The organism is Psychrobacter sp. H26 (assembly GCF_059073035.1).
This window is the reverse complement of record NZ_JCACRW010000001.1, coordinates 48035-71153: the sequence shown is the minus strand read 5'-3', so window position 1 is coordinate 71153 and position 23119 is coordinate 48035. Positions and strand designations below refer to the sequence as shown.

Annotated in this window: 18 protein-coding genes, 2 tRNA genes and 1 other RNA gene; 13 read left to right on the top strand and 8 right to left on the bottom strand. The window is 44.0% G+C overall.

Annotated elements, in window-relative coordinates; translation table 11 throughout:
- Window positions 1–510 precede the first annotated feature (510 nt).
- The 8 genes from AC5JPT_RS00300 to AC5JPT_RS00265 all read left to right on the top strand — a co-directional run bounded on the left by AC5JPT_RS00300 (window position 511) and on the right by AC5JPT_RS00265 (window position 8963).
- Window positions 511–1554 carry an ABC transporter substrate-binding protein gene (locus AC5JPT_RS00300; protein WP_493853351.1) on the top strand — a complete coding sequence of 348 codons (1044 nt, stop codon included), beginning with the start codon at window positions 511–513 and terminating at the stop codon, window positions 1552–1554.
- Window positions 1555–1631: 77 nt separating this feature from the next.
- The gene (locus tag AC5JPT_RS00295; RefSeq protein ID WP_443524451.1) at window positions 1632–2672 is read left to right on the top strand and encodes an ABC transporter substrate-binding protein; all 1041 of its coding nucleotides are present in this window, start codon (window positions 1632–1634) and stop codon (window positions 2670–2672) included.
- A gap of 444 nt (window positions 2673–3116) precedes the next feature.
- Window positions 3117–4016 carry an ABC transporter permease gene (locus AC5JPT_RS00290; protein ID WP_443524453.1) on the top strand — a complete coding sequence of 300 codons (900 nt, stop codon included), beginning with the start codon at window positions 3117–3119 and terminating at the stop codon, window positions 4014–4016.
- Window positions 4017–4080: 64 nt separating this feature from the next.
- Window positions 4081–4875 (top strand): ABC transporter ATP-binding protein, encoded by a 795-nt coding sequence (locus tag AC5JPT_RS00285; RefSeq protein WP_443524455.1) that lies wholly within the window; start codon window positions 4081–4083, stop codon window positions 4873–4875.
- Between the two features lie 191 nt (window positions 4876–5066).
- On the top strand, window positions 5067–7397 hold the full coding sequence (locus AC5JPT_RS00280) for an FdhF/YdeP family oxidoreductase (RefSeq protein WP_493856637.1): 2331 nt from the start codon (window positions 5067–5069) through the stop codon (window positions 7395–7397).
- A gap of 57 nt (window positions 7398–7454) precedes the next feature.
- The gene (gene fdhD / locus AC5JPT_RS00275; RefSeq protein ID WP_493858399.1) at window positions 7455–8453 is read left to right on the top strand and encodes a formate dehydrogenase accessory sulfurtransferase FdhD; all 999 of its coding nucleotides are present in this window, start codon (window positions 7455–7457) and stop codon (window positions 8451–8453) included.
- Between the two features lie 225 nt (window positions 8454–8678).
- A tRNA-Cys gene (locus AC5JPT_RS00270) sits at window positions 8679–8752 on the top strand.
- A gap of 124 nt (window positions 8753–8876) precedes the next feature.
- A tRNA-Leu gene (locus tag AC5JPT_RS00265) sits at window positions 8877–8963 on the top strand.
- Window positions 8964–9250: 287 nt separating this feature from the next.
- On the opposite strand, the gene AC5JPT_RS00260 is transcribed toward AC5JPT_RS00265, so the two are convergent.
- The 6 genes from AC5JPT_RS00260 to AC5JPT_RS00235 form a co-directional block, all read right to left on the bottom strand.
- Window positions 9251–10879, bottom strand: a complete 1629-nt coding sequence (locus AC5JPT_RS00260; RefSeq protein WP_493856636.1) for a long-chain fatty acid--CoA ligase — start codon at window positions 10877–10879, stop codon at window positions 9251–9253.
- 444 nt (window positions 10880–11323) lie between these two features.
- Complete coding sequence (locus AC5JPT_RS00255) at window positions 11324–11503, bottom strand: YdcA family protein (protein ID WP_493856635.1); 180 nt, start codon at window positions 11501–11503, stop codon at window positions 11324–11326.
- A gap of 86 nt (window positions 11504–11589) precedes the next feature.
- Window positions 11590–11835, bottom strand: coding sequence for a hypothetical protein (locus AC5JPT_RS00250; RefSeq protein WP_443524460.1), 246 nt, complete (start codon window positions 11833–11835; stop codon window positions 11590–11592).
- A 248-nt stretch (window positions 11836–12083) separates the two neighbouring features.
- Entirely contained in the window at window positions 12084–12335 is a 252-nt protein-coding gene (locus AC5JPT_RS00245) for a hypothetical protein (protein ID WP_443524461.1), read from the bottom strand.
- A 376-nt stretch (window positions 12336–12711) separates the two neighbouring features.
- Window positions 12712–13070, bottom strand: a transfer-messenger RNA (tmRNA) gene (gene ssrA / locus AC5JPT_RS00240).
- 85 nt (window positions 13071–13155) lie between these two features.
- Window positions 13156–13827: an alpha/beta hydrolase gene (locus AC5JPT_RS00235; protein WP_443524463.1), complete on the bottom strand. Its 672-nt coding sequence runs from the start codon at window positions 13825–13827 to the stop codon at window positions 13156–13158.
- A 395-nt stretch (window positions 13828–14222) separates the two neighbouring features.
- Between AC5JPT_RS00235 and AC5JPT_RS00230 the strand changes: the two genes are divergently transcribed.
- From AC5JPT_RS00230 to AC5JPT_RS00215, 4 genes are all read left to right on the top strand, one after another.
- On the top strand, window positions 14223–15581 hold the full coding sequence (locus AC5JPT_RS00230; protein WP_493856634.1) for a glycerophosphodiester phosphodiesterase family protein: 1359 nt from the start codon (window positions 14223–14225) through the stop codon (window positions 15579–15581).
- Window positions 15582–15814: 233 nt separating this feature from the next.
- On the top strand, window positions 15815–16591 hold the full coding sequence (locus tag AC5JPT_RS00225; RefSeq protein WP_493856633.1) for a response regulator: 777 nt from the start codon (window positions 15815–15817) through the stop codon (window positions 16589–16591).
- 16 nt (window positions 16592–16607) lie between these two features.
- Entirely contained in the window at window positions 16608–18365 is a 1758-nt protein-coding gene (creC, locus tag AC5JPT_RS00220) for a two-component system sensor histidine kinase CreC (RefSeq protein WP_493856632.1), read from the top strand.
- Window positions 18366–18495: 130 nt separating this feature from the next.
- Window positions 18496–18696, top strand: a complete 201-nt coding sequence (locus tag AC5JPT_RS00215; protein ID WP_493856631.1) for a hypothetical protein — start codon at window positions 18496–18498, stop codon at window positions 18694–18696.
- A 134-nt stretch (window positions 18697–18830) separates the two neighbouring features.
- Here the strand turns inward: AC5JPT_RS00215 and aroC are convergent, their stop codons facing one another.
- Window positions 18831–19934, bottom strand: a complete 1104-nt coding sequence (gene aroC, locus AC5JPT_RS00210) for a chorismate synthase (protein WP_493856630.1) — start codon at window positions 19932–19934, stop codon at window positions 18831–18833.
- Window positions 19935–20093: 159 nt separating this feature from the next.
- On the bottom strand, window positions 20094–21266 hold the full coding sequence (gene prmB, locus AC5JPT_RS00205) for a 50S ribosomal protein L3 N(5)-glutamine methyltransferase (protein WP_319050120.1): 1173 nt from the start codon (window positions 21264–21266) through the stop codon (window positions 20094–20096).
- A 359-nt stretch (window positions 21267–21625) separates the two neighbouring features.
- On the opposite strand from prmB, the gene AC5JPT_RS00200 reads away from it, so the two are divergent.
- Window positions 21626–22984: a L,D-transpeptidase family protein gene (locus AC5JPT_RS00200; protein ID WP_493856629.1), complete on the top strand. Its 1359-nt coding sequence runs from the start codon at window positions 21626–21628 to the stop codon at window positions 22982–22984.
- Window positions 22985–23119: the final 135 nt, after the last annotated feature.

The following is a 23119-nucleotide window of genomic DNA, read 5'->3' as shown; positions in this document are numbered from 1 at the left end:
ATTTCATTACAATGATGATTTGAATGTTGTATACACTAGCGCATTAGCATTACCGTATTAAAATGAGCTTACATTAACAATGAAGCGGGTACGTGATAGATAGGTTGCGCGCATGTAAGTTTTTTATTATCATTTTTTTGAGTATAAAGTTCAGTCAAAAGGTATTACTTTATGATGACCTCTCTAAAATAAGCCTTTACGCTGCTCGTCAACGTGTTTACCTGTTACGCCTATGACGAATGCGCTTTAATTTTTTATTGCGATAACTTACATTGCTGTCATAATATAAACATAATAATCGATGGAACGATTACTGTATTTAATGGTTAGCCGGCTATTTCGTTATCGACGTAGCATTGACTCGACTAATCTGCATTCTCCAATATCCTTTTTCAACAATCAAAAAAAGAGCCTGACAGATGGTTTGAGCACTACTACAAGTAGTCACGACCACTCTGATAGCACTCATTTGACTTTTGTGATTGATATAACCTATGAGTTAATCTAATAATGACTATTGCTTCTACTCTACGCTTGAGCCTATATGGCGTTGCTCTTAGTGCCGTTAGCACACTTAGCCTCATCGGCTGCTCAAACTCCTCTACTGATACTACAGCGACAACTGAAAATAGTAGCGCTACAGACAAACCCGCCAAATCCATTGCGATTACCCAAATTGTTGAGCATCCATCGTTAGATGACATGCGCCGCGGTATCATTGATGAATTGGCAGATAATGGTTATGTAGAAGGTCAAAACCTAACGGTTAATTTTCAAAGTGCGCAAGGTAATACAGCGACAGCCGGACAGATTGCCAAACAGTTTGCAGGAGACAATCCGGATGCCATCGTGGCTATCTCGACACCATCTGCTCAGTCAATTGTAGCGGCGACCACCACGATTCCTATTATCTATACCGCGGTATCAGACCCACTGGGCGCCAAGCTCATCACAGAAGATGGCAAGCCTTTTCAAAGCAATTTGACAGGATTATCAAGTCAGCTCCCGCTAGAGCCGCAGTTAGATTTGTTGCAGCAGATAAAGCCTGACCTAAAAACAATAGGCTATGTCTACAGCCCAGGCGAAGCCAACTCAGTATCATTGCGAGAGAGTCTCAAACAAGCCCTGCCAGCACGAGGTCTGTCGTTATTAGATATTCCTGCCAACCGCCCAACCGATATCGGTATGGCAACACGTAGTTTGCAGGGACGTGCAGATATTATTTATACCTCATTTGACAATAACGTTGCATCTGCCTTTGAGGCAATGACGCAAGCGGCAAATGAGTTAAAGCTACCGATTATCGCATCTGATGAATTCAGTGTGAAACGCGGCGCCACAGCTGCTCTTGGTGTCAATGATTATGACTTTGGACGTACCACAGGCAAAATGGTATATCGTGTATTGAACGGTGAAGCCGTCAATACTATCGAGCCTGAAGTCATGAACGATCTGACCTTGTATGTCAGTCCTAAGCACGCTAAAACACAAGGTGCCAACTTGCCAGCAGACTTGCTAAAAAATGCCATCAATGTTGATACTGATACCAAATAAAAAGTATTCAGCTATCCATTAGCACATTCATTATTTATATAGTGTATGGACACACTATTATTTTAGGAGTAAAACCCATGTTGTCTCAAAATCGTTTTGGTCGTTTTAATTTTGGCAAAGCTATCTTATTAGGCGGCGTCTGCACCGCTATCTTGACGGGTTGTAATCAGTCGCCAACAGATGATCCAGATACTATTGATGGTGCAGTGGGCGGTGATACGGTAGCGATGAAGACAGTCGCTATCACTGCTATCGTCGAACACCCAGCGCTTGATGATGTGCGTAAAGGGGTCATTGATGAACTGAACGAAGCAGGATTCAAAGACGGTGAAAACCTAACGGTTAACTTCCAAAGCGCGCAGGGTAATACGGCGACTGCAGGACAGATTGCCAAGCAATTCGTGGCTGACGCACCAGATGTTATCGTTGCTATCGCCACGCCATCTGCACAGTCTGTTGCCGCTTCTACTAGCAGCATTCCGCTAGTATTTTCTGCGGTAACTGATCCAGTGGCGGCCAAGCTTGTACCTACTCTAGATGGTTCTGGTACCAATGTCACAGGCGCATCAGACGCCCTACCATATGAGCCACAAATCGAGTTAATGCGTCAAATCATTCCAGAGTTAAAGAACGTCGGTTATGTCTATAGCCCAGGCGAGGTCAACTCGACTATTATCCTAAAGAACCTAAAAGAGAAACTAACGCCGCTAGGTATCAATGTACTCGAAGCGCCAGCACAGCGTAGTAATGATATTGCGATGGCAGCCCGTAGTCTTGAAGGCAAGGTCGATATGATCTATACGTCGACTGATAACAATGTGGTGTCCGCGTACGAGTCACTCTATCAAATCGCAAGAGAAAGCAAAATCCCACTTATCGCATCGGATACCAGCTCAGTTGAGCGCGGTGCAGTTGCGGCATTAGGCGTAGATTACTATGAGCTTGGCCGTGAAACGGGTAAAATCGTCGTGCGTATCTTAAACGGTGAAAAAGCAGGTGCTATCCCTGTTTATACCCCGCAAGCGCTGAATCTATATGTCAGCCCAAAACATGCCGAAGAAGAAGGCATCACTTTGTCACAAGCGGTTATCGATAAAGCAAAAGAAGTGGTAGAATAACGCACTTTTATATTTGGCTCAGAGCAGCGGCCGTTATAAGATAGCAATGACGCTTATTAACTGATCGTCTATCTTATGCTTCGATGTTAAATGTTAGACAAGAAACCCAGCTATGAATCAGTAGGCTGGGCTTCTTGTTTCAGTAGCGCCTATTTCAATGAGCTTGTTTCGTATATTGCGGTATTTAGCTTGTGGCTTATCTGGTACTTGTTGAGTAAAATACATTTTATCGCGTCGAATATTGCTGTTGCTTGAATCAGAGCTTTAAACCAAGGTAACTTATGATCGTTGTTAATCGTGACCTGTTTTGGTTTACCCTAACCGCAGATTGCTTAATCTGTTAAATTCACCGCTTAGCTGTTTAGTATGTAGAGGGTTTTGGCCATTGCCACTTACCTATCTTGACCATACGCTAGACACTGGGTTATGACTTACTGATCTCTTATGTCTTTAATTGCTTTTTTTGGTGCGCTTGAAAGTGGTCTGATTTACGGCCTAGTCGCACTCGGTGTGCTGATCTCATTTCGTACACTCGACTTTCCTGACTTGACCGCTGATGGTAGTTTTCCGTTAGGCGGCGCGGTCGCTGGTATCTCTATCGTCGCTGGTATCAACCCGTGGCTCGCCTGTGCTTTTGGTATGTTAGCAGGCTCAGTCGCTGGTATCGTTACCGCATGGCTGCACGTCAAGCTCGGTATTCTGCAACTGCTCGCCAGTATCTTGGTGATGGTCGCTCTATATTCTGTCAACCTACGTATTATGGGTGCGCCAAACCTACCCTTGCTTGGTGAGACGACGGTATTTAGTAGCTTGGTGACTGATGGCAATGGTTATTGGATGCGCTGTCTGATTATCGGTGTCGTCGTGGCGCTCGCGATGTTATTTTTAAACTGGTTTTATAGCACCGAAACTGGGTTATCGATGCGCGCTACTGGCTCAAACTTAAGAATGGCACAGGCGCAAGGCATCAATACCTCATGGATGACCATCATCGGTATGGCAATTTCTAACGGTTTGATTGCCCTAGCAGGTGCACTGTTTGTCCAGACTCAGGGTGGTGCAGATATCTCAATTGGTATCGGTACCATCGTTATCGGTCTAGCAGCGGTCATCATTGGTGAGACCATCATTCCTGCCAAGCGTATTTGGCTGATTACCTTTGCCGTTGTGGTCGGTGCGGTATTGTACAAGCTGTTCATTCAGGTGGCGCTATCGAGCGATACCTTACGTAGTATCGGTTTTGGTCCGCAGGATTTGAACTTGATTACTGCACTACTCGTGGTACTAGCCTTGGTATTGCCAAAAGCGAAAACGAAGTTTTTATCACGAAAGGTTCGCGCCTAATGACAGTTAAAGCAAGTATTAACAGCACTTGCAATGCTTGAAGAGACAATAAGGAATAACGATTATGATGCAAGCCACCGATTTACAGCTGACCTTTAATCCAGGCACACCTATCGAAAACCCTGCCCTACGTGGTATCAGTTTGAATATCGCTGATGGTGAGTTCGTCACTGTCATTGGTACCAATGGTGCAGGTAAATCTACCTTTTTGAACGCAGTAAGCGGTACAACGCGCGTCGATAGTGGCTCAATCTTGCTCAATGGCATTGATGTTACCAAAAAATCCGCCCATCAACGCGCGCACTGGGTTGCACGTGTTTTTCAGGATCCGATGGCTGGTACTTGTGAAGCTCTGACCATTGAAGAAAACATGGCATTGGCTTATAAGCGCGGTGGCAAACGCGGTTTGAAGTTTGCACTTAACCAAGACAACCGTGACTTGTTCCGAGAAAAGTTATCAGTATTGAAATTAGGTCTAGAGAATCGTCTGACAGACCGCATGGGACTGCTCTCTGGTGGTCAACGTCAAGCCGTAAGTTTGCTTATGGCATCATTGCAGCCCTCTAAGATTTTATTGCTTGATGAGCATACAGCAGCCCTCGATCCAAAAACCGCCGCTTTTGTTTTAGAATTGACAGATAAAATCGTCACCGACAACAAACTCACCACCATGATGGTGACGCATTCTATGCAGCAAGCCTTGGCACATGGAACACGCACCGTGATGCTGCACCAAGGGCAAGTGGTCTTAGATGTGTCTGGAGATATTCGTAAAGGTATGACCGTACACGACCTACTAGATATGTTTGAGCAAACACGCGGCGAAAAGGTCGAAGACGACAGTCTAATTTTAAGCTAAAACTTCTCAACTTATAAATTTTAAGTAACGGATATAACTGTTTTAACGCTTCCTGAAACCTTCAAGAGAATTGATTTTTCTTGAAGGTTTTTTGTTATCTATAGTTAATACTCATATGAAGTTTCTATTGACCATTATATAGTTGTTGTCTATCTATGCTTCGCTATTGTCATCTATCTATGAGGTCTGTCATGCGCAAAATTCCTATTTATTCCCACCCTGCTGCTGGTTGGCCTGCGCTGATCTCATCCACTCAAAAACTGATGGACTACCAGACGTTTTTGCGAGGCGGTCTTAGCGTACTCAAAAGCAACCAACCTCAAGGCGGGTTTGACTGTCCAGGCTGTGCATGGCCTGATCATAAATCGCATAAAGCCATCGATGTTTGTGAAAACGGTATCAAGGTCATTGCTAGTGAGACCATGACGCACAAAGCAGACGCAGAGTTTTTTGCGAAGCATACCGTCACTGAGTTACAGGGATGGTCTGGCTACGAGCTTGAGCATAGTGGTCGTTTATCAGAGCCTGTCTATTATGATACCGCGCAAGATCGCTACGTCCCTATTCCTTGGGAAACGGCTTATAGCTTGATCGCTGAACAACTAGGACAGCTTGATTCACCCGATGAAGCCCTATTTTACACATCAGGGCGCGTGACCAACGAGCCAGCCTTTTTATATCAGTTATTTGTACGCTGTTTTGGTACCAATAATTTACCTGATTGCTCCAATATGTGTCATGAGCCCACATCGGTCATGCTCAGCAAACAGTTAGGTATTGGTAAAGCGACGGTCATGCTAGAAGACTTTGAGCAAGCCAAACTGATATTGATGTTTGGGCAAAACCCAGCGACCAACCATCCACGTATGCTGGAGATGCTTGCATACGCACATGAGCAAGGGTGCCGAATCATCTCAATCAATCCAATGCGTGAGCAAGGTTTAAATAAATTTAGAAATCCGCAAAAACCAACGCATATGGCAGCTGGTCAAAGTGCTGACATGGTTGATGATGTCATTCAGATTCAAATCGGCGGGGATGCCGCGCTATTGACGGGCATTGCCAGATGGCTGATTGAAAACGATAGAATCAACCATGACTTTATCACCACTCATACCTCAGGTTTTGAACCGCTAAAACAATGGCTAACAGCGCAAACTTGGGAAGATATCACGCTTGGATGCGGTATCACTCAAACAGATATTGTTAATCTCGCTAAGTTGGTTGCTGATAGCCCAGCGACGATTTGTACTTGGGGCATGGGCATCACCCAGCATGTGCAAGGCGATGACAATGTCGCAATGATTACCAATTTGCTGCTACTGATGGGTATGATCGGTATTGATGGTGCAGGCGCCTCTCCCGTTCGTGGTCACTCCAACGTACAGGGCGATCGCACCATGGGTATCCACGAGCGCCCGAGCAAAAGCTTACTGGACAGTCTTGAACGTGTCTTTGAGCGCCCTATGCCGCAAGAGCATGGCTACGACGTCGTCACAGGTGCCAAAGCGCTTATTGCGGGTCAATTAAAAGTCTTTATGGGCATGGGCGGTAATTACGCGGTAGCAGCCCCTGATACGAGCGCTATAGAACAAGCATTAACCACTACTCAGCTCAATATATTTGTCGGCACTAAGCTTAATGAGACGATGTTATATCCAGGTGCAAATAATATAATTTTGCCGTGCCTAGGTCGTACTGAGCGCATTACGACGACAAAAGGTGAGCAGTTTGCCACGATCGAAGACTCAATGTGCCAAATCGTTCCAACTCAAGGCAAGCTAAAACCCGTGAGCGACACTTTAAAATCTGAAGCACAAATTGTGGCAGATATAGCGGTACATGTGCTCGGTGCTGACTCGTCTATTCCTTGGCTTGCGATGAGTGAAGATTTTAACCTTATTCGCGACTATATTGCCCAAGCTATTAACGGTTTTGAAAACTTCAACCATCGCATTCGCACCTCTGAGCGCGGTTTTCATTTGTATCATGCGGCGCGTCATCGTGTATGGAATACCAAGAGCGGCAAAGCGCAGTTTGAAGTACCGCAGTATCCCATTACGTACGTTGCAGCCCAAATGGAAGATACGCAAGACATTGATGACGATAATACCATGCAAAAGGTGACGCAAAAGGTTTGGCAGTTGACCAGTGTCCGTAGTCATGACCAATTCAATACCATGATATTTGGGTTCAAAGACCGCTATCGCCAAACCAATCGCCGCGATGTACTGTTTATGCATCCAGACGAGATAAGCCGCTTAGGTTGGCAAAAAGGTGACCATATTATGGTGACTCGCCAACGTGTTAAAGACAGTGAAGCTGAATCACGCACACTAGGTCCACTGATATTAACGGATATGGATATTGCCTCTAACGCGGTTGCCGCTTACTATCCTGAATGCAATGATCTGTTCGATTTAGACACACATGCGCCAGACTCTCATATTCCAGCGTACAAGTCGACGACCGTTGTTTTGGAGCGCGTCAATGCAGATGCTCGAATAGCTGAGCCTGCGTAAATGACTACGATAACTGAAGATAGCGTTGAGCAAAGTGAGTTGCCTAGCACTACTGCTATGATCAATGATACAGCTGAAACTAAAGTGGCTATGACTGGAGCATCTGAGGATAACGTAGTATCTGAGATGCTGCTTGCTCGTAACCACTTAGCGCATAAGCATTATTACTCATCAGATAATGACGGACTCAATAGCGAGGACCATACTGCTCAAGCTTATATCGAATCTCAGACCACCAGTTTGGCAGTAGAAGCAGCGGTTTCAATTATCATTAATGGGATTCATTATGCGGTACTAATGGCCAGCCCTTACCAACTAGAGTACTTGGCTGTTGGCTTCTTATTTAGTGAAGGATTGATCCAGCATAGTCATGAGTTACTCGACTGGGAAGTGACTCATCTTACGGATATTGATAGCTACCAAAAGTTTGCTCAGGCTTCAAGAGACGAGAATTTCGAACCATCATCATTTGAGCAACGCTTACAACAATTTCAAGACTATGATATCTATGTCGTAGAGCTGGTCTTAAGCCAGCGTTGCCATCAACGTATCCAAGCTCAGAAGCGGCAATTAGCAGGGCGTACAGGCTGCGGTATGTGCGGTATCACTGGCCTGACACAGGCATTGCCCGACTTGAGCCACTACTCACAAGCAAATATCAATGACACTCAGGCAGCTGTGCCAAGCCTTGACTATCTATTAGCATTACGTCAGCAAGTGGATGCCGCACAGCACACACATCAGCTAACAGGCGCTGTGCACGCAGCAGCAACGATATACAATGAGCAGTTGTACTTGTTTGAGGATGTGGGACGCCACAATGCGCTCGACAAATTAATCGGTTGGCAACTGCGACAAAAAGTAGCGGTTGATTGTGTACTCATGACCTCACGCCTATCGATTGAACTGGTACAGAAGTCTATTCGTAGCCGCATACCCTGGCTCATTGGCATGTCAGCACCGACCAGTACAGCCGTGCGTGTCGCTGAACGCTATGGTCTTGGATTGGCTGGGTTTTTACGCAATAATAGAGTGACTTACTATTCACAGGGCTAAATAATATTAAAAGAGATAAAGGTAATAATAAAGAGATCGCTCATCAGGTTAAGGTTTGATGTTTAACACTCCTTTGTCCTTTTATTATTTAATCACAACTAAATCAATAGCAACTCAACCAATTGAAAATAAAGGGTAAATACATATTAATCAAAAATAACCTTTGTTTGCATAAAAAATGACTTGTAATTTGGCATATTTTTGCTAATATAGTCCACCTTGATTGGCTGGATGGCAGAGTGGTCATGCAGCGGACTGCAACTCCGTTAACGCCGGTTCGATTCCGACTCCAGCCTCCAATTATTTATTAACTTTACGTTAATTTTGGCTTGCATTATTATCCCAACCGATTATAATAGCGACCACTTATCTAGTAACCAGATGGTCTATCAACTGGTTTACATATTAGATAACACAAGTTTTGCCCGGGTGGTGAAATTGGTAGACACAAGGGATTTAAAATCCCTCGCTAGCAATAGCGTGCCGGTTCAAGTCCGGCTCCGGGTACCATTACATAGTCCTATACTATCTTATAGAAAAGCTAAAGCCCCTGATATCAGGGGCTTTGTTGTATTTGGCGTTCTATACTGTCCTGCTACATAGAACTTTATTCAAAAGCTCTATATATCAATACTCCATGCGCAATTGCCATAATAACTAGAGTCGTGGCACAAGCCAAGATATTCAAAAAGCGTTTCAAATATTCTCACTTGCACCACTACGCTCAGCAAAACCTATGTCATGTCATACTTGAGACTTTTAAAGTTATGCTGATATCATGGTATAAGAGACCACTATCACATCTCTAGTAGTGCATCACCATAGTCGTCACGTAAGTCTTTTTTCACCATTTTTCCAGCGCCATTAAGCAAAATACTTTCTGTAAAAATAACTTTGTCAGGTATTTGCCAGCTAGCAATCTTGTCTTCATAAAAACTCAGCACTTGTGCCTCGTCGAGCTCTACATTTTCTTCTTTAACCACAATCAATACTGGACGCTCGCCCCATTTTTTGTGTTTTGCAGCAATTGCGGCTGCCATTTTTATCTGTGGATGTGCCACTGCAATGTTTTCAAGTTCTACTGAAGATATCCACTCCCCACCAGATTTGATCAAGTCTTTTGATCGGTCACGAATATTCATATAGCCATCAGCATCAATGGTTGCAATATCACCAGTGTCAAACCAGCCATCTTCCGTGATGGCATCAGGGTTTTCCGTATAGTAGTCGTTGATAATCCAGTGACCTTTGATTTGTAGGCGACCTTGAGAGATGCCATCTTCTTTCACTCTTTTGAGCGGCTCGTCAGTATCTATGAGGCGTAACTGTACGCCATAAGGCGGACGACCTTGAGAATTACGTAATTCGTTAATCTCATCCTTGCTCAGTGATTTATGCTTAGCTTTGATTTGATTCATTGCGCCAAGTGGACTGGTCTCCGTCATACCCCAGCCATGTACCGCATCGCAGTTAAAATCTTCTCTAAAGGTTTTGATTACTGATGGTGGACAGGCAGCGCCACCAACGATAGTACGTGTCATGCTGTCTAGCTTACTTCCTCTGGCTTTAGCAGCGGTCAATAGACTTTGCCAAATTGTTGGGACGCCCAAAGCGACAGTCACGTGATAATCGTCAATGAGAGAAACTAGGCTGTCGCCATCAAGATTGGGGCCTGGAAGCATCAAGGAACAACCAGTTAATGCAGCAGCATAAGGAGTGCCCCACGCATTGACATGGAACATAGGTACTACAGGTAGCAAGACATCTTGAGCAGATAGCGCTGAGACATCAGGCATACACAGCGCCATCGCATGAAGTACAGACGATCGATGGGTATACAATATCCCTTTAGGGTTGCCTGTCGTACCTGAGGTGTAGCACAACGAGCTGGCAGTAGCCTCATCGAACTGAGGCCACTCAAAGTCAGGAGAGTGATCTGCTAGTAATTCGTCAAAGAATAATACATTCGGTAGCTTTGCGACAACATCATCATCTCGATCACTTAGACAAATAAAGTGTTCAATACCTTTAATATCTTCTTTAATTGCCATAATTAATGGCAAAAAGGTGACATCAAAGAAAAGCACACGATCATCAGCATCATTGATAATGTAGCTTAGCTGCTCAGGGAATAAGCGTGGATTGATGGTATGACAAACCATCCCACTGCCTGAAATGGCGTACCACGCTTCTAGATGACGATGGTTATTCCACGCTAGTGTGGCAAGGCGCTCTGAAGACTTGAGTCCAAGGGTAAATAAGGCATTAGCCAGTCGTTTTGAGTTATCCGAAATACTCTGCCAATTGGTATGAGTCATCTGACCATCTACTTCTTTGGACAAAACCGCCGTATCGCCATGGTAGCGCGCGGCGTGTTCGATAAGACCGCTGATCAGCAATGGCTGATACATCATTTTTCCTAACATAGTACATTCCCTGTAGTTGTTTTAATGTCACCTTACTCTTATGAGTACATCTTCTGATGCTAAAATTAGGCCACAACTAAGAATAATCAGAATTATGGATGATGACAAGCGAATATTATGAGCTGATTAGATAACAAAAGCCTACTACCAAGCATCTAGTGCTAGATTATTAAAATCACGCCTTTTATTTATGACTTCTCTAACAGAGATTTATAAGCCCCCCTGCTGTTAACGCTTTCAACAAGTAATAGTAAAACAAAAAATCCGACCACCTTAAGTGATCGGATTTTTGATATTTAGTAGTCATGAGCAAAGACAGTAAACGAGTGCTCAACTTATAATGTCATCAAAATTAAGTATGATGCGACATACTTTTGAGCCGGGCGCTATAGCTACTTTTTTAATTACAAAGATAACAGACGATGCCGAAATGTGTTTGCGTTATTAGCCATTACATACTCTCTTCGACTGGCTAATTTTGCCATTCTTACACACGAACTTGCCACCTTCGCAATGAGACACACCGCCCATTTTACCAGAGCATGGCTTATTCTGAGCATTCGCCTGCATGGCGGGTGCCATGAGTAATAACGATACAATAAACGCTGACCACAATTTCATCATAACACCCTCAATAGTTGCGCAATATAATCGAAAATATATCACTACAAATGACTCTCATCAACAACTATCTGACTTATGTCTATTACTCAGAAACCAGCTTCATCTTGTGTCAGTTCACTTATCTCGATTGGCACAGCATAAAGCCACGTCCTATCAGCATTACAATAAAACTGTCCCTCTTCAAAATTTACAATACAAGCTGTAAAATCGTTATCCGCTTGGTCATCTAACGCATCTTCATCGCTTATGTCGCTCACTGCACACCATACTTCTTGGTGACCATTCTTAAGCATTGAACGGGTCAACTCGCTTCCTACAACTCCCCTATCCATAATGATGACTCCTACGATGAATATGATTGTTCAGTTAAACAATTGGGATAATAGGAGCAGCCACCTGAATATATCTTAGAGTTCCGATGTCCTAACTGTTTTATGCGTGCCATTGTTATTCTACATAAACATCATGACATACAATTAACCGTTAAAGAAGCGACTATAATAGTCCAAGCGCATCGTTGAATGACTATAAATGCTGATGCTCAGACCCACAAGGTCCAACTGTTTTAGACAATAACTGCTTACAGTCCTACTTCATCCTGAGTAAGCTCAACTTTTTTAATCGGTACAGCATAGCGCCATAAATTGCCTTGATCACAGACAAACTTATCTTGTTCAAAAGATACGATAGTGACCAATAATTCGTAATACCCATTATCGATAGTTGCCATCGCATGATCGTCATTAACATTGCTCACAGCACACCATACACCGGTATCGCTGCGTTCTAGGATCGCTTGTGTCAACCTACTTCCTTGTAGTTCGATAATCATCTCTAATCCTTAAAATATGACCCGTTGAGTCTCTACTTTACCTATAAATTCACTTTCTGCAATATATTTTTTAGACTCAGAAGTTTTGAATGGGCGTATTAGAGCGCAAATCTCATTACTTAAGATAGAGATTTCGTTGATTAAAATGGTACAACTGACAGGATTTATTAGACCAGAAACTATGCGATTTGATGACTGGATGGCGTGGGAGGGTCGAACTATTTTTGTTAATATTGAGCAGATTTATAATATTCGGTACCACTAGTAATACCAACATTCTATATAGAGCATCATAGGACGAGATAGAAATTAAAACCCAAAAAACGCCCAAAATAAAGGGCTGACCGTCATAGACTGTCAGCCCTTTATCAATATTTGGTGGAGATGGCGGGAGTTGAACCCGCGTCCGCCAGCATTACGCTCATGAATCTACATGTTTAGTTTCTGTCTTTAATTTTAGTCCGCACCGATCCGACAGTCAGGATGGATTGGACGATTCTCTACTTTTGAACCCAAGCGATTGAGACAATCCCTTGTGGCGAGCCTACATGCGGACGCTTCAACTTAGTTAACCAACTGTAGGTGATCAGCAACTAAGTAAGCAGGGTTTATGCTGCTAGAGCGTAAGTTTCGTCGTTTGCGACTATAACAATATATGTTTGATTAACGAGAGGACATACACTCTCGACATGCATCATTGAGTTTCATCACCAGCGTCGAAGCCAGAACATCCCCAATAAGGTCGCTTATTATATAGGAACATCAGGCAGGTTTTCAACCTATAGTAGACTTGCATTACATTACGTTACAGCTTAATAATTTACGCCAAAACCGTATTTAACCACTGACCAATATTTTGAATCTGCGGCATACAAACTTGATGTGCCATCGGATACGTATTGTAAGACACATTATAGTCCTTTGCTGACAATAACTGCTGTGCTTGCTCACCTAGGATGACAGGCACGACTGGATCATGAGAACCATGCTCAATCAAAATGGGCATGTCTTTGTTCGCGGCACTATACTCAATATTATCATTGGTCGCTAAGTAGGTAGAGAGCGTCATCAAGCCAGCCAAACGTTCTGGATAGCCAAGTGCCACGTGATATGCCACTGCCCCGCCCTGCGAAAACCCTGCAATAACGATATGCTCTGGTAAAACGCCGCGCTCTATCTCACGACTGATCAAATCTTGTATCTGCTGAGCAGACTCTTCAATCTGAGCCACATCTACTTTACGCTCCAGACTCATCTCTATGATGTCGTACCATGCTGGCATCACCATGCCGCCATTTACCGTGACTGGGCGTTTAGGTGCATGTGGGAAGATAAAACGTACTGCCATATCATCAGCCAGTCCAAGCTGCGGTACCACTGGCTCAAAATCATGACCGCTAGCACCTAAGCCATGCAGCCAAATCACTGCGCGATCTATCTTTTTTTGAGAGGGATTGTGCTCAACGACGACTGCGTCTAGATAGTTACTCATAGTTATCCTTAATAATGTAGTGAGATATGCCCGAAGCATTTCTATGTTGTTTGCCAAAATAATGTGAGTGTCATTATATGGTCAATATCATCTGTTAGTTTGGGAGTGTGGTCAATAGTGCAGCATGAAACAGACCATAGCAAAAATGTGAACCCTAGAAAAAGACACATATAATCTTAAGACCGATAGGTTCAATACTATCAAGCTTGAATACTGTTAACTGTCTATTCTTTAGTACACTTGCCTACAATAGTGTCCGCATTAATGCTAAATTTTTACACGGTTAAGCTTTTACAAGAATACATTGACTTTAGTGCTTTTTAGCAAAACGTTATTTTTTTAATTCCTATCCATATAACCGATGGGATTTTTATAATTTTGCAGGAACATTTTACATGACAATTTCTGATAAATCAGCGCTTGAGCTGAGTAAGCAGACGCCGGCCAAGGTTAATAAGATTAATCTCGCCTTACCTTTAACGCTGATCAGCTCATTATTGATAGTAGGTTGCACTGCCGATAGCCGCTCAATGCTCACATCAAAAGCCCCTTCATCGACGACGCAACCGCAATCTTCCTCACCTGTTGCATATACCTATGGCGTGCGTCCATTTTACCTGATAAATGATATGGACGAGGGACCACTAAAAGAAGAGCTACAGGCCTGCAGAAGGCAACTGCCAAGTAAGACTGACTTCTCTATTGCCCATCGAGGTGCGCCATTACAACTTCCTGAACATACCTATGACAGCTACGTGGCGTCAGCGCAAATGGGTGCTGGCATCTTGGAATGTGATGTAGCGTTTACCAATGACGGTGAGCTTGTCTGTCGTCATGCCCAAAACGATTTGCACACCACTACTAATATTTTGACCACGCCGCTGGCTAACCAATGTACCGTACCGCCCATCTTAGATGCTAAAGGTAAACTTACCAATGCTGGCAGTATCGAATGCCGAACCTCAGATATTAGCGGTGCTGAGTTTAAAACCTTGACAGGTAAAATGGATGCCGCCAATAAAGAAGCAACCAGCATTAGTGAATATATGAATGCAACCGCGCCTTGGCGAACGGATTTGTACTCACAAAACGGCAAGGTGATGACGTTAAAAGAGCATATCGCATTGGCACGCCAGCTGGGTATGAAGCACACACCTGAGCTAAAAGCGCCTGCAGTAGCTATGCCGTTTAATGACTATCGTTTAGATGACTATCGCCAACAGCTGATAGACACTTATAAAGCTGCCAACGTACCTGCAAGCGATGTGTTTGCTCAGTCATTCAATATAGAAGATCTTGATTACTGGATCAAAAAAGAGCCAGCTTATGGCGCTAACGCCGTCTATCTTATAGATGACAGCAACGAGACCGCTGACGATAAAACATTTGATAAAGATGACGCAGCCACTTGGAAACATTCATTGGCTGATATCAAAGCACGTGGTATCAACACCATTGCACCAGCGCTTTGGCTATTGGTCACTACTGATGGTAAGGGAGATATGCAACCATCAGAATACGCAAAACAAGCCAAGGCTAATGGTCTCAACATTATTACGTGGTCAATAGAACGCTCAGGACCGTTAACGAATGGTGGTGATTGGTACTATAGCGGTCTTGACGATGCCATCAATAATGATGGTGACATGATGAATTATATTGACGTACTAGCACAAGACGTTGGTGTTCAGGGTATTTTTTCGGACTGGCCTGCTACAGTGAGTTACTATGCCAACTGCAAAGGTCTTAAATAGGTTTTCGCTTAGTCCATTAATAAACAATCACGTTTAGTTTTTATTACCACGGTCAGCTTGTTCATTGAGCTGGCCTTTTTTGTTGAATGCATTAAGGGAGTAACATCATAAACGGTTTACTTAGCACCTCCCTTTTCCATTAACTTTTCACACCATTTAACTCATGGCAGCAATAGCAACATACGCTTTTGTGCTACGATAATTTAATAAGATTATAAGACGATGTAGAGACTATGACCCATATTTTACTGGTAGAAGATGATCCTGCTATTGCCATGTCACTCAAAGTGACTTGCAAGCGTGAAGGCTGGAATATGACATGGTTAGATAATGCCAGTAGCGTGTTACCCATGCTGCACAGTGATAAGGCTCGCGACCTATCGGCGATTATTATGGATGTCGGTCTGCCAGATGGTGATGGCTTGAGTCTGTGCCAACAAATACGTCATGCAACTGATATCGATACGCTAAAAGATTTACCTATCGTGTTTTTGACTGCACGTAGCGATGAGGTCGATCGTATTTTGGGGTTGGAGATGGGCGGTGATGACTATTGTGCCAAGCCCTTTAGTCCACGTGAATTGGTTGCACGCTTAAAGGCTATCTGGCGACGTGAGCAGTTACTGGTTCAGCAGTCTGAATCTTATACAACTAATGACAAAGTTGAAAACACGCCCGCAAGCAACCTAACTGGGCAGGCACTGACGTTCGAGAATCAATCTGGTGTTTGGCACTATCAGCCGCTTAATTACTCATTGAGATGGCAAGAACAAAAGCTTGAGCTTAGTAACACCGAGCGCAAAATCTTACTGTCATTATTACAAGCACCGAACCAAGTCTTTAGTCGTGAGCAACTGCTTAATGCAGTAAGCGACTATCCCGATCATCGCTTGGCGCGCACGATTGACAGTCATGTTAAGTCGATTCGTAAGCAGTTGGCGACCGTCGATGCGAGTATCGATGTGATTCACACACATCGCGGACTGGGTTACGCACTATGTCCTGCTTGATAATGGCTTTGAACCTATGAATCACAAAGCCGATAACCGTAGTGATAGTAATAGTGACATCAATCGCGATCACCACATCAACGATGATCAAAGCAATTGGTATGCCAAACTGCACCCTATTGGTACTGCGCAGCAAGTCCCTAAACGCAAGCGACTGCTTAACCTGAGTATATTCTTTAGAATTTGGTTGGCGGTCGCTTTGGTACTCATTGTCTGCGGTGTGGTTGCCTTTACTCAGTTATTTGGCTACGTCAAGCCCACTGCACAGCAAGTCATTGAAGATACCCTACTAGACACCAGTAAATTACTTGCTGCTAGTCTACAGGTGCCTCTATCTACAGGTCAGCTTTATGATGAAGCTTACCAGGCGCAGCTTGATGCTGCGTTTGTTGCTATGTCAACGACTGACGTTAGTCTGGACCCTGTCTACCAGACCAAAAACCATACCAGCTTTCGAGTATATGTGACAGACAGTAGCGGCAAGGTCATTTACGATTCGCTCCCCAAACCTGATAATAACGAAGGGCAAAATTACGGACGCTGGAACGATGTCTACCTCACACTAAGAGGTCAGTACGGCGCAAGAAGTACGCTAAAAGATTACCAGCGGCATGATGGTTCGGTCATGTATGTGGCACAACCAATAAAAAACGCATCTGGTGACATTATGGGCGTGGTCAGTGTCGGCAAGCCTGTCGCTAGCATATTGCCCTACTTAGACGATACGCGTAATCGCATGCTAATCACCGCGCTATTTATGAGCATCGCAGCCCTTATTCTGGCAGGACTAGTAGCATGGTGGCTCAAACAAAGCATCACCTTAGTCACCCAATATACCAGCGCACTGGCAGAAGACACCAAAAAGCCCTACTTTTATCTCGGTCATGAACTAAATAGCCTAACAGACACAATCGAGTCCATGAAACATCGCTTGGAGAATCGTGCTTACGTCACTGACTATGTGCATACGTTGACCCACGAGCTAAAAAGCCCGCTGACTGCGATACGCGCCAGTGGTGAGCTATTAGAGGATGATGGCATGGATGGAAACGCCCTTGATCATGATGATCGGCAGATGCTCATCGAGACGATAGGTGAACAAAGCATAAAAATGCAGCAGCTTATCGATCGACTGCTATTACTTGCTAAAGTGGAGCAGCCTACCTTTAAGCTCAATCGTCAGCCAACGTCCCTATTTCCGTTATTGCAGAGCCTGATAAAAGACAATACGGCTAAACAGCAGCAGCAGAACCTTAAACCTATTAATATCTATATTGATAATGAGCAAGTGACCAACAACATAGACTTGCCAGCAGATATCTTAGCGTCTACTAGCGTGTTCGCTGATGAGTTTTGGTTGATACAAGTGCTACAGAACGTACTAGATAATGCCATTCATTTTGCTGACAGCATTGTTGAGATTTCTTTGCATGGTACAGCGCGGATGGTAACTATCGACATATTTAATGATGGTAAACTGCTACCCGAATATGCTGTCGCAAAAGCATTTGAGCGTTATTTTAGCTTATCGCATCAGAGCCAACCCACTTACCAAACCGCTGAATCAAAACCGGCTACTAACGCTGGTAGTACGCTCAAAAAAGGTACGGGGCTTGGACTGACTTTGGTAAAACAAGTCATCGAACATCACGGTGGTCAAGTCACTATTAACAACACCCATGCCGACAAGAGTAAAGCTAGTGCTAGTAAACTCAGCACCCATCAAAAGCAACGTTCTGGCGTCATTGTTAGTATCAGCCTACCATTGGCTTAGAACTAGACATTCACGGCAGTTCATCAATTTTCCATCATGACTGCATATGATTTCTATCTCTTCATTTTACGATAGCGCTATAGGCTGTTGAACAGCCAAATTCGTAAAGCAAATTAGGAGAAGATAACAAATGGCAAAATTACTCACTGACAGCCTTACTATTAGAGATTTAGTAGGTCATAGCCGTTATCATTGTATAGAGATATTATCAAACCAAGGGCTGAGTAGCATTGATTTTGGGCACTGGTTAGCAATTCCCAGTCAGCGGTTATTACTGATTTTTCGGCATCAACAATGTGTGTCTATTAATGATTATAAATTAGCAGCCTAATACTTTGACAGCTCAACACGCTGAATGTATTTAAACATAATCGATATTATAACGAGCCACAAAAAAGCCCTTTATCGCCTCTAGTAATTGAATACTAAAAACGATGAAGGGCTGATTACTCTACGACGGAAATACTAGGTGATTGATTGCACTGGTGGTTTCACGTCCGCGTTTTGACCGCGGTGACGCAGATAGTGATCGAGCACTACAATTGCTAGCATCGCCTCTGCGATGGGCGTCGCACGTACACCAACGCATGGGTCATGGCGACCTTTAGTCAGCATATCGACTGCCTCGCCTTGCGTATTGATACTCTTACCAGCCGTGGTAATACTAGACGTTGGTTTTAGCGCAATACTCACACGGATATCTTGCCCTGATGAGATACCGCCCAAGATACCACCTGCATGATTGGCCGCAAACCCATCTGGCGTCAGCTCATCACGAGCACTATGTCCGAATTGACCTGCCACGTCCATACCATCACCAATCTCAACCCCTTTGACCGCATTAATACTCATCATCGCATGCGCGATATCGGCATCTAAACGATCGAACACTGGTTCGCCCAAACCTACGGGTACACCGCTTGCAATGACTTCAAGACGGGCACCGCAACTGGTCCCTTCGCGGCGCAAGTTATCAATCAAGGTTTCAAAACGGCCAATCGCTTCTTTATCAGCACAAAAGAACGGATTGCTATTTACGAACGCCCAATCGATTTGGCTGGGCTCTAGGACATTACTGTACTCACTACCGATTTGGGTCACGTGACCACGAATTTGTACGCCCAGACGTTCTTGCAAGTATTTCTTTGCAATAGCACCCGCTGCCACACGCATGGCAGTCTCACGCGCCGACGAGCGTCCACCACCGCGATAATCACGGAAGCCATATTTCATACTATAAGTATAGTCAGCATGTCCAGGGCGGAAGGTATCTTTGATATCGCTATAGTCTTTTGATTTTTGATTGGTATTACGAATCAATAGACCGATAGACGTCCCCGTGGTTTTGCCCTCGAAAACACCAGAGATGATTTCGACTTCATCAGACTCGCGGCGCTGGGTTGAGTACTTAGACGATCCTGGCTTGCGGCGATCCAAGTCTACTTGCAAATCTTCTGCAGATAACGCCAAACCTGGTGGCACACCGTCAACAATCGCCATAAGGCCTGCGCCATGCGACTCACCGCAAGTGGTAACCGTAAAAACCTGCCCAATACTATTGCCTGCCATAACTATCCCTAAACAAGTAAACGTTACTGATGACTATTTGATCCATCTTTTATGATTAGTGCTTATAATTCTCGAGTACAGATGTCGATTACGGATATCAGCTGTTATTGTTTAGCGCATTCACTCATACAACCGATATCCATACAACCTAATGGCTGACTATTGGATACTGTCCAATAGTTGAACAAAAGAGGCAAACAGTTGACGATGTGATACCAGCTCATCATAAGTGATAGCAAACACCCCATGTCCGCCATGAGCGAACTTTAACCAATCGAACTGGATTTCAGGATAAGCTTGTTTTAGTGCCCATTCGCTGTCACCCACCTCACAGATCAATAACCCTTCTGGACTCAGATAATCTGGCGCTTCAAACAAGATGCGATGCACCAAATCCAAACCGTCTTGACCCGCGGCTAGCGCATGCTCAGGCTCATACAAAAACTCAGGAGGCAAATCTGCCATGATAGCGGCATCGACATATGGCGGATTGGTGACGATAAGCTCATACTGGTTCTCAGCAGGTATCTTAGCAAACAGATCTGACTCAATTACGTTGACTTGATGTCCAAGGTCATGATGATCGACATTGACCATGGCTACTTCTAATGCGCCCTTATCGATATCGACTGCATCAACCAATGCATCGACGAAACGGGTCGCAAGCGCAATGGCGATACAAGCAGAACCAGTACACAGATCCAAGATACGCTCAGGCTGTGACAACTGCTTCACGTCTAAACCATGGTCATAAAACACCGCTGACTGCTCATTTGGACTAACGCCTAGAGGCTTGGCAAGTTCAGTCACATCAAAGTATGGATGGAACTGCTGGCGAATCAACTCTGCGATTGGCGAGCGAGGGATAAGGACACGCTCATCCACATAAAAAGGCAAATCACAAAAGTACGATAAGTTAATCAGATAACTCAATGGCTTACGTTCAGCGATACGCTCTTCTAATAATCCAAGTACTGCCTGCTTCTCTGACGTGGTCAAACGGCAGTCTAAAATTTGCTCATTGGCTGACCAGTCCAACGATAGCGAATGCAATACGATGGCTGAGGCTTCTGCAAACTCATCTGTAGTGCCTTGCGCGACGACCACATCATAGTTACGCAGTTGTGTGACCGAAAAACGAATAAAGTCGCGGATACTTACCAGCTGCTCACGCGCTTCATTCAGCTCTGCTTGTAGGTTAGCAAATTCATCGTGCTCACCAAGAAGTCCAGTCTCTAAATCATACTCCATCTCGCCGTCTAAGCCCTCAGACTCATCGTTAAAGTATTGGTTTTGAAACTCTTCTGCACTCATTGTTTGGTCTTCTGACATATCGCACCTTATGGATTAACTACATAGCGGATTAAATTGCTTTTTGCTAAAAACTGCTTTTTGCCAAAAGCCAGTTTATTAACCAAAAATTTAATCCTACATTATAGACGTAAACACCTAATAGCGCCAATCAGTGTCACTATTACTGCAACAAAAAACAGGGTTAGTATCAGATCATTTGCGTAAGAATAGCGCACCATGCCATACATATATTCGTTAAATTATTACCCAACTGTAGCGAATACGTCAGCAGCTGACGTTTGGCAACCGTTAAATACAAAAACATGTGTCAAAAGTTTGCGATGGCGACAAATTATGCGCATAATAGCCGCATTAGTAGCAACCACAAGTGATTCAACATGATGAAAATAAAGCCTATTATTACTGCTATATCTATTGCCACCATAAGTGCTAGCGTTGCCGCATTGGCTGCGCCTGCTGATGCTACTCGCACATTGCCAGTACGCACATCGGATACGATGCCGAGCCTTGCCCAAAAGGTGAGCTTGGATGTACAAGAAAATCGTAGCAGCTCGTTGGACAGTCGCTTGCCAGCTGATCGTATGACCCAGCTTATTGACTCAAAAAGCGAGCCAAAGGCTGCAGATAACATGAGTGCTGCAGAATTGACACGTAAAGATGAGCAAGCTGACCGTGATGATGATATAACCGAAGGCCAAGCTGTTGCTGCTCCTAGTGATTTGTCATCTATCAATTCATCTGACCCGCTTGCTTTTGAGCTGCCAGAGAGTGAAAAGCGTCAAGACTTCAGTGATGACCCAACCATCAAAAGCATCGAAGACAAAGATGGCAAACGACACACCACACTGAACTTATCAAATTATGCTAAGCAAGTGAATAGTGCTGTCTGGTCACCCAACATGAACGTCAACTCAGCAATGACCATCAAAATACAGGCACTACTTGATTGGAATCATGCATCTCCTGGTCCTATTGATGGTGGCTGGGGCATGAACAGCAAAAAAGCTCTAGTCAACTTTCAAGCGATGAGAGGCTTGCCAAAGACAGGTAAAATGGATCAAAAAACATGGGATGCCTTAGTAAAAAATATTCCTGCAACCAAACCTGTATTGGTCACTTATACCCTGACTGAAGACGATCTTAATACCAATTTTGCAACCACGCCTTCTGGTTCAGAAGCCAAGTCAAAAATGAAAGGTTTGTATTATCAAGACATCAAAGAGATGCTAGGTGAACGTTTCCATATGGACGTACGCTACCTTGATAAGTTGAATAAAAATAAAGAGTACAAAGTTGGTGAGACGATCACCGTACTGAACAACCGTGGCAAGCTCAACCAACGTATCAACCGTATCGTTGCCAACAAAGCAGATAAGACACTTTATGCATACAACGGTGACAAGCTAGTTGCTACCTACCCAACGACCGTCGGTAGTGATGCCACACCGTCACCAAAAGGGTCATTTAAGATCATCAATAAAGTAAAAATGCCTTGGTATAAGTCAACTGTCGGTGAAGGCACTCAAAAGAAAGTCCATATGATAGCACCAGGACCGAACAATCCAGTAGGTGTGGTATGGATGGGCTTATCTAAGCCTTCTTATGGGTTACATGGTTCACCAGTACCTGAAGGTATCAGTCGCCAAGGATCAGCAGGTTGTGTTCGTTTGACCAACTGGGATGTGTTAGAGGTTTATGCCAATGTCGAAAATGGCGCGGTTGTCGAACTTCAGTAAGTCTGATTGACTATCCCAATCCATCATAAAAATCATGACAAAAAGACCTCCATCGTGAGGTCTTTTTTATACCTACTTGTTTTTCTGCTTATTTATAACATCACTTTCCATATAGTCGCCTTATATATAGCGGCC

Excerpts from the sequence above, each read along its gene's own strand:
- AC5JPT_RS00300 (WP_493853351.1), top strand. The coding sequence starts at position 511 with ATGACTATTGCTTCTACTCTACGCTTGAGCCTATATGGCGTTGCTCTT.
- AC5JPT_RS00295 (WP_443524451.1), top strand. The coding sequence starts at position 1,632 with ATGTTGTCTCAAAATCGTTTTGGTCGTTTTAATTTTGGCAAAGCTATC.
- AC5JPT_RS00290 (WP_443524453.1), top strand. The coding sequence starts at position 3,117 with ATGTCTTTAATTGCTTTTTTTGGTGCGCTTGAAAGTGGTCTGATTTAC.
- AC5JPT_RS00285 (WP_443524455.1), top strand. The coding sequence starts at position 4,081 with ATGATGCAAGCCACCGATTTACAGCTGACCTTTAATCCAGGCACACCT.
- AC5JPT_RS00280 (WP_493856637.1), top strand. The coding sequence starts at position 5,067 with ATGCGCAAAATTCCTATTTATTCCCACCCTGCTGCTGGTTGGCCTGCG.
- fdhD (WP_493858399.1), top strand. The coding sequence starts at position 7,455 with ATGATCAATGATACAGCTGAAACTAAAGTGGCTATGACTGGAGCATCT.
- AC5JPT_RS00260 (WP_493856636.1), bottom strand. The coding sequence starts at position 10,879 with ATGTTAGGAAAAATGATGTATCAGCCATTGCTGATCAGCGGTCTTATC.
- AC5JPT_RS00255 (WP_493856635.1), bottom strand. The coding sequence starts at position 11,503 with ATGATGAAATTGTGGTCAGCGTTTATTGTATCGTTATTACTCATGGCA.
- AC5JPT_RS00250 (WP_443524460.1), bottom strand. The coding sequence starts at position 11,835 with ATGGATAGGGGAGTTGTAGGAAGCGAGTTGACCCGTTCAATGCTTAAG.
- AC5JPT_RS00245 (WP_443524461.1), bottom strand. The coding sequence starts at position 12,335 with ATGATTATCGAACTACAAGGAAGTAGGTTGACACAAGCGATCCTAGAA.
- AC5JPT_RS00235 (WP_443524463.1), bottom strand. The coding sequence starts at position 13,827 with ATGAGTAACTATCTAGACGCAGTCGTCGTTGAGCACAATCCCTCTCAA.
- AC5JPT_RS00230 (WP_493856634.1), top strand. The coding sequence starts at position 14,223 with ATGACAATTTCTGATAAATCAGCGCTTGAGCTGAGTAAGCAGACGCCG.
- AC5JPT_RS00225 (WP_493856633.1), top strand. The coding sequence starts at position 15,815 with ATGACCCATATTTTACTGGTAGAAGATGATCCTGCTATTGCCATGTCA.
- creC (WP_493856632.1), top strand. The coding sequence starts at position 16,608 with ATGAATCACAAAGCCGATAACCGTAGTGATAGTAATAGTGACATCAAT.
- AC5JPT_RS00215 (WP_493856631.1), top strand. The coding sequence starts at position 18,496 with ATGGCAAAATTACTCACTGACAGCCTTACTATTAGAGATTTAGTAGGT.
- aroC (WP_493856630.1), bottom strand. The coding sequence starts at position 19,934 with ATGGCAGGCAATAGTATTGGGCAGGTTTTTACGGTTACCACTTGCGGT.
- prmB (WP_319050120.1), bottom strand. The coding sequence starts at position 21,266 with ATGTCAGAAGACCAAACAATGAGTGCAGAAGAGTTTCAAAACCAATAC.
- AC5JPT_RS00200 (WP_493856629.1), top strand. The coding sequence starts at position 21,626 with ATGATGAAAATAAAGCCTATTATTACTGCTATATCTATTGCCACCATA.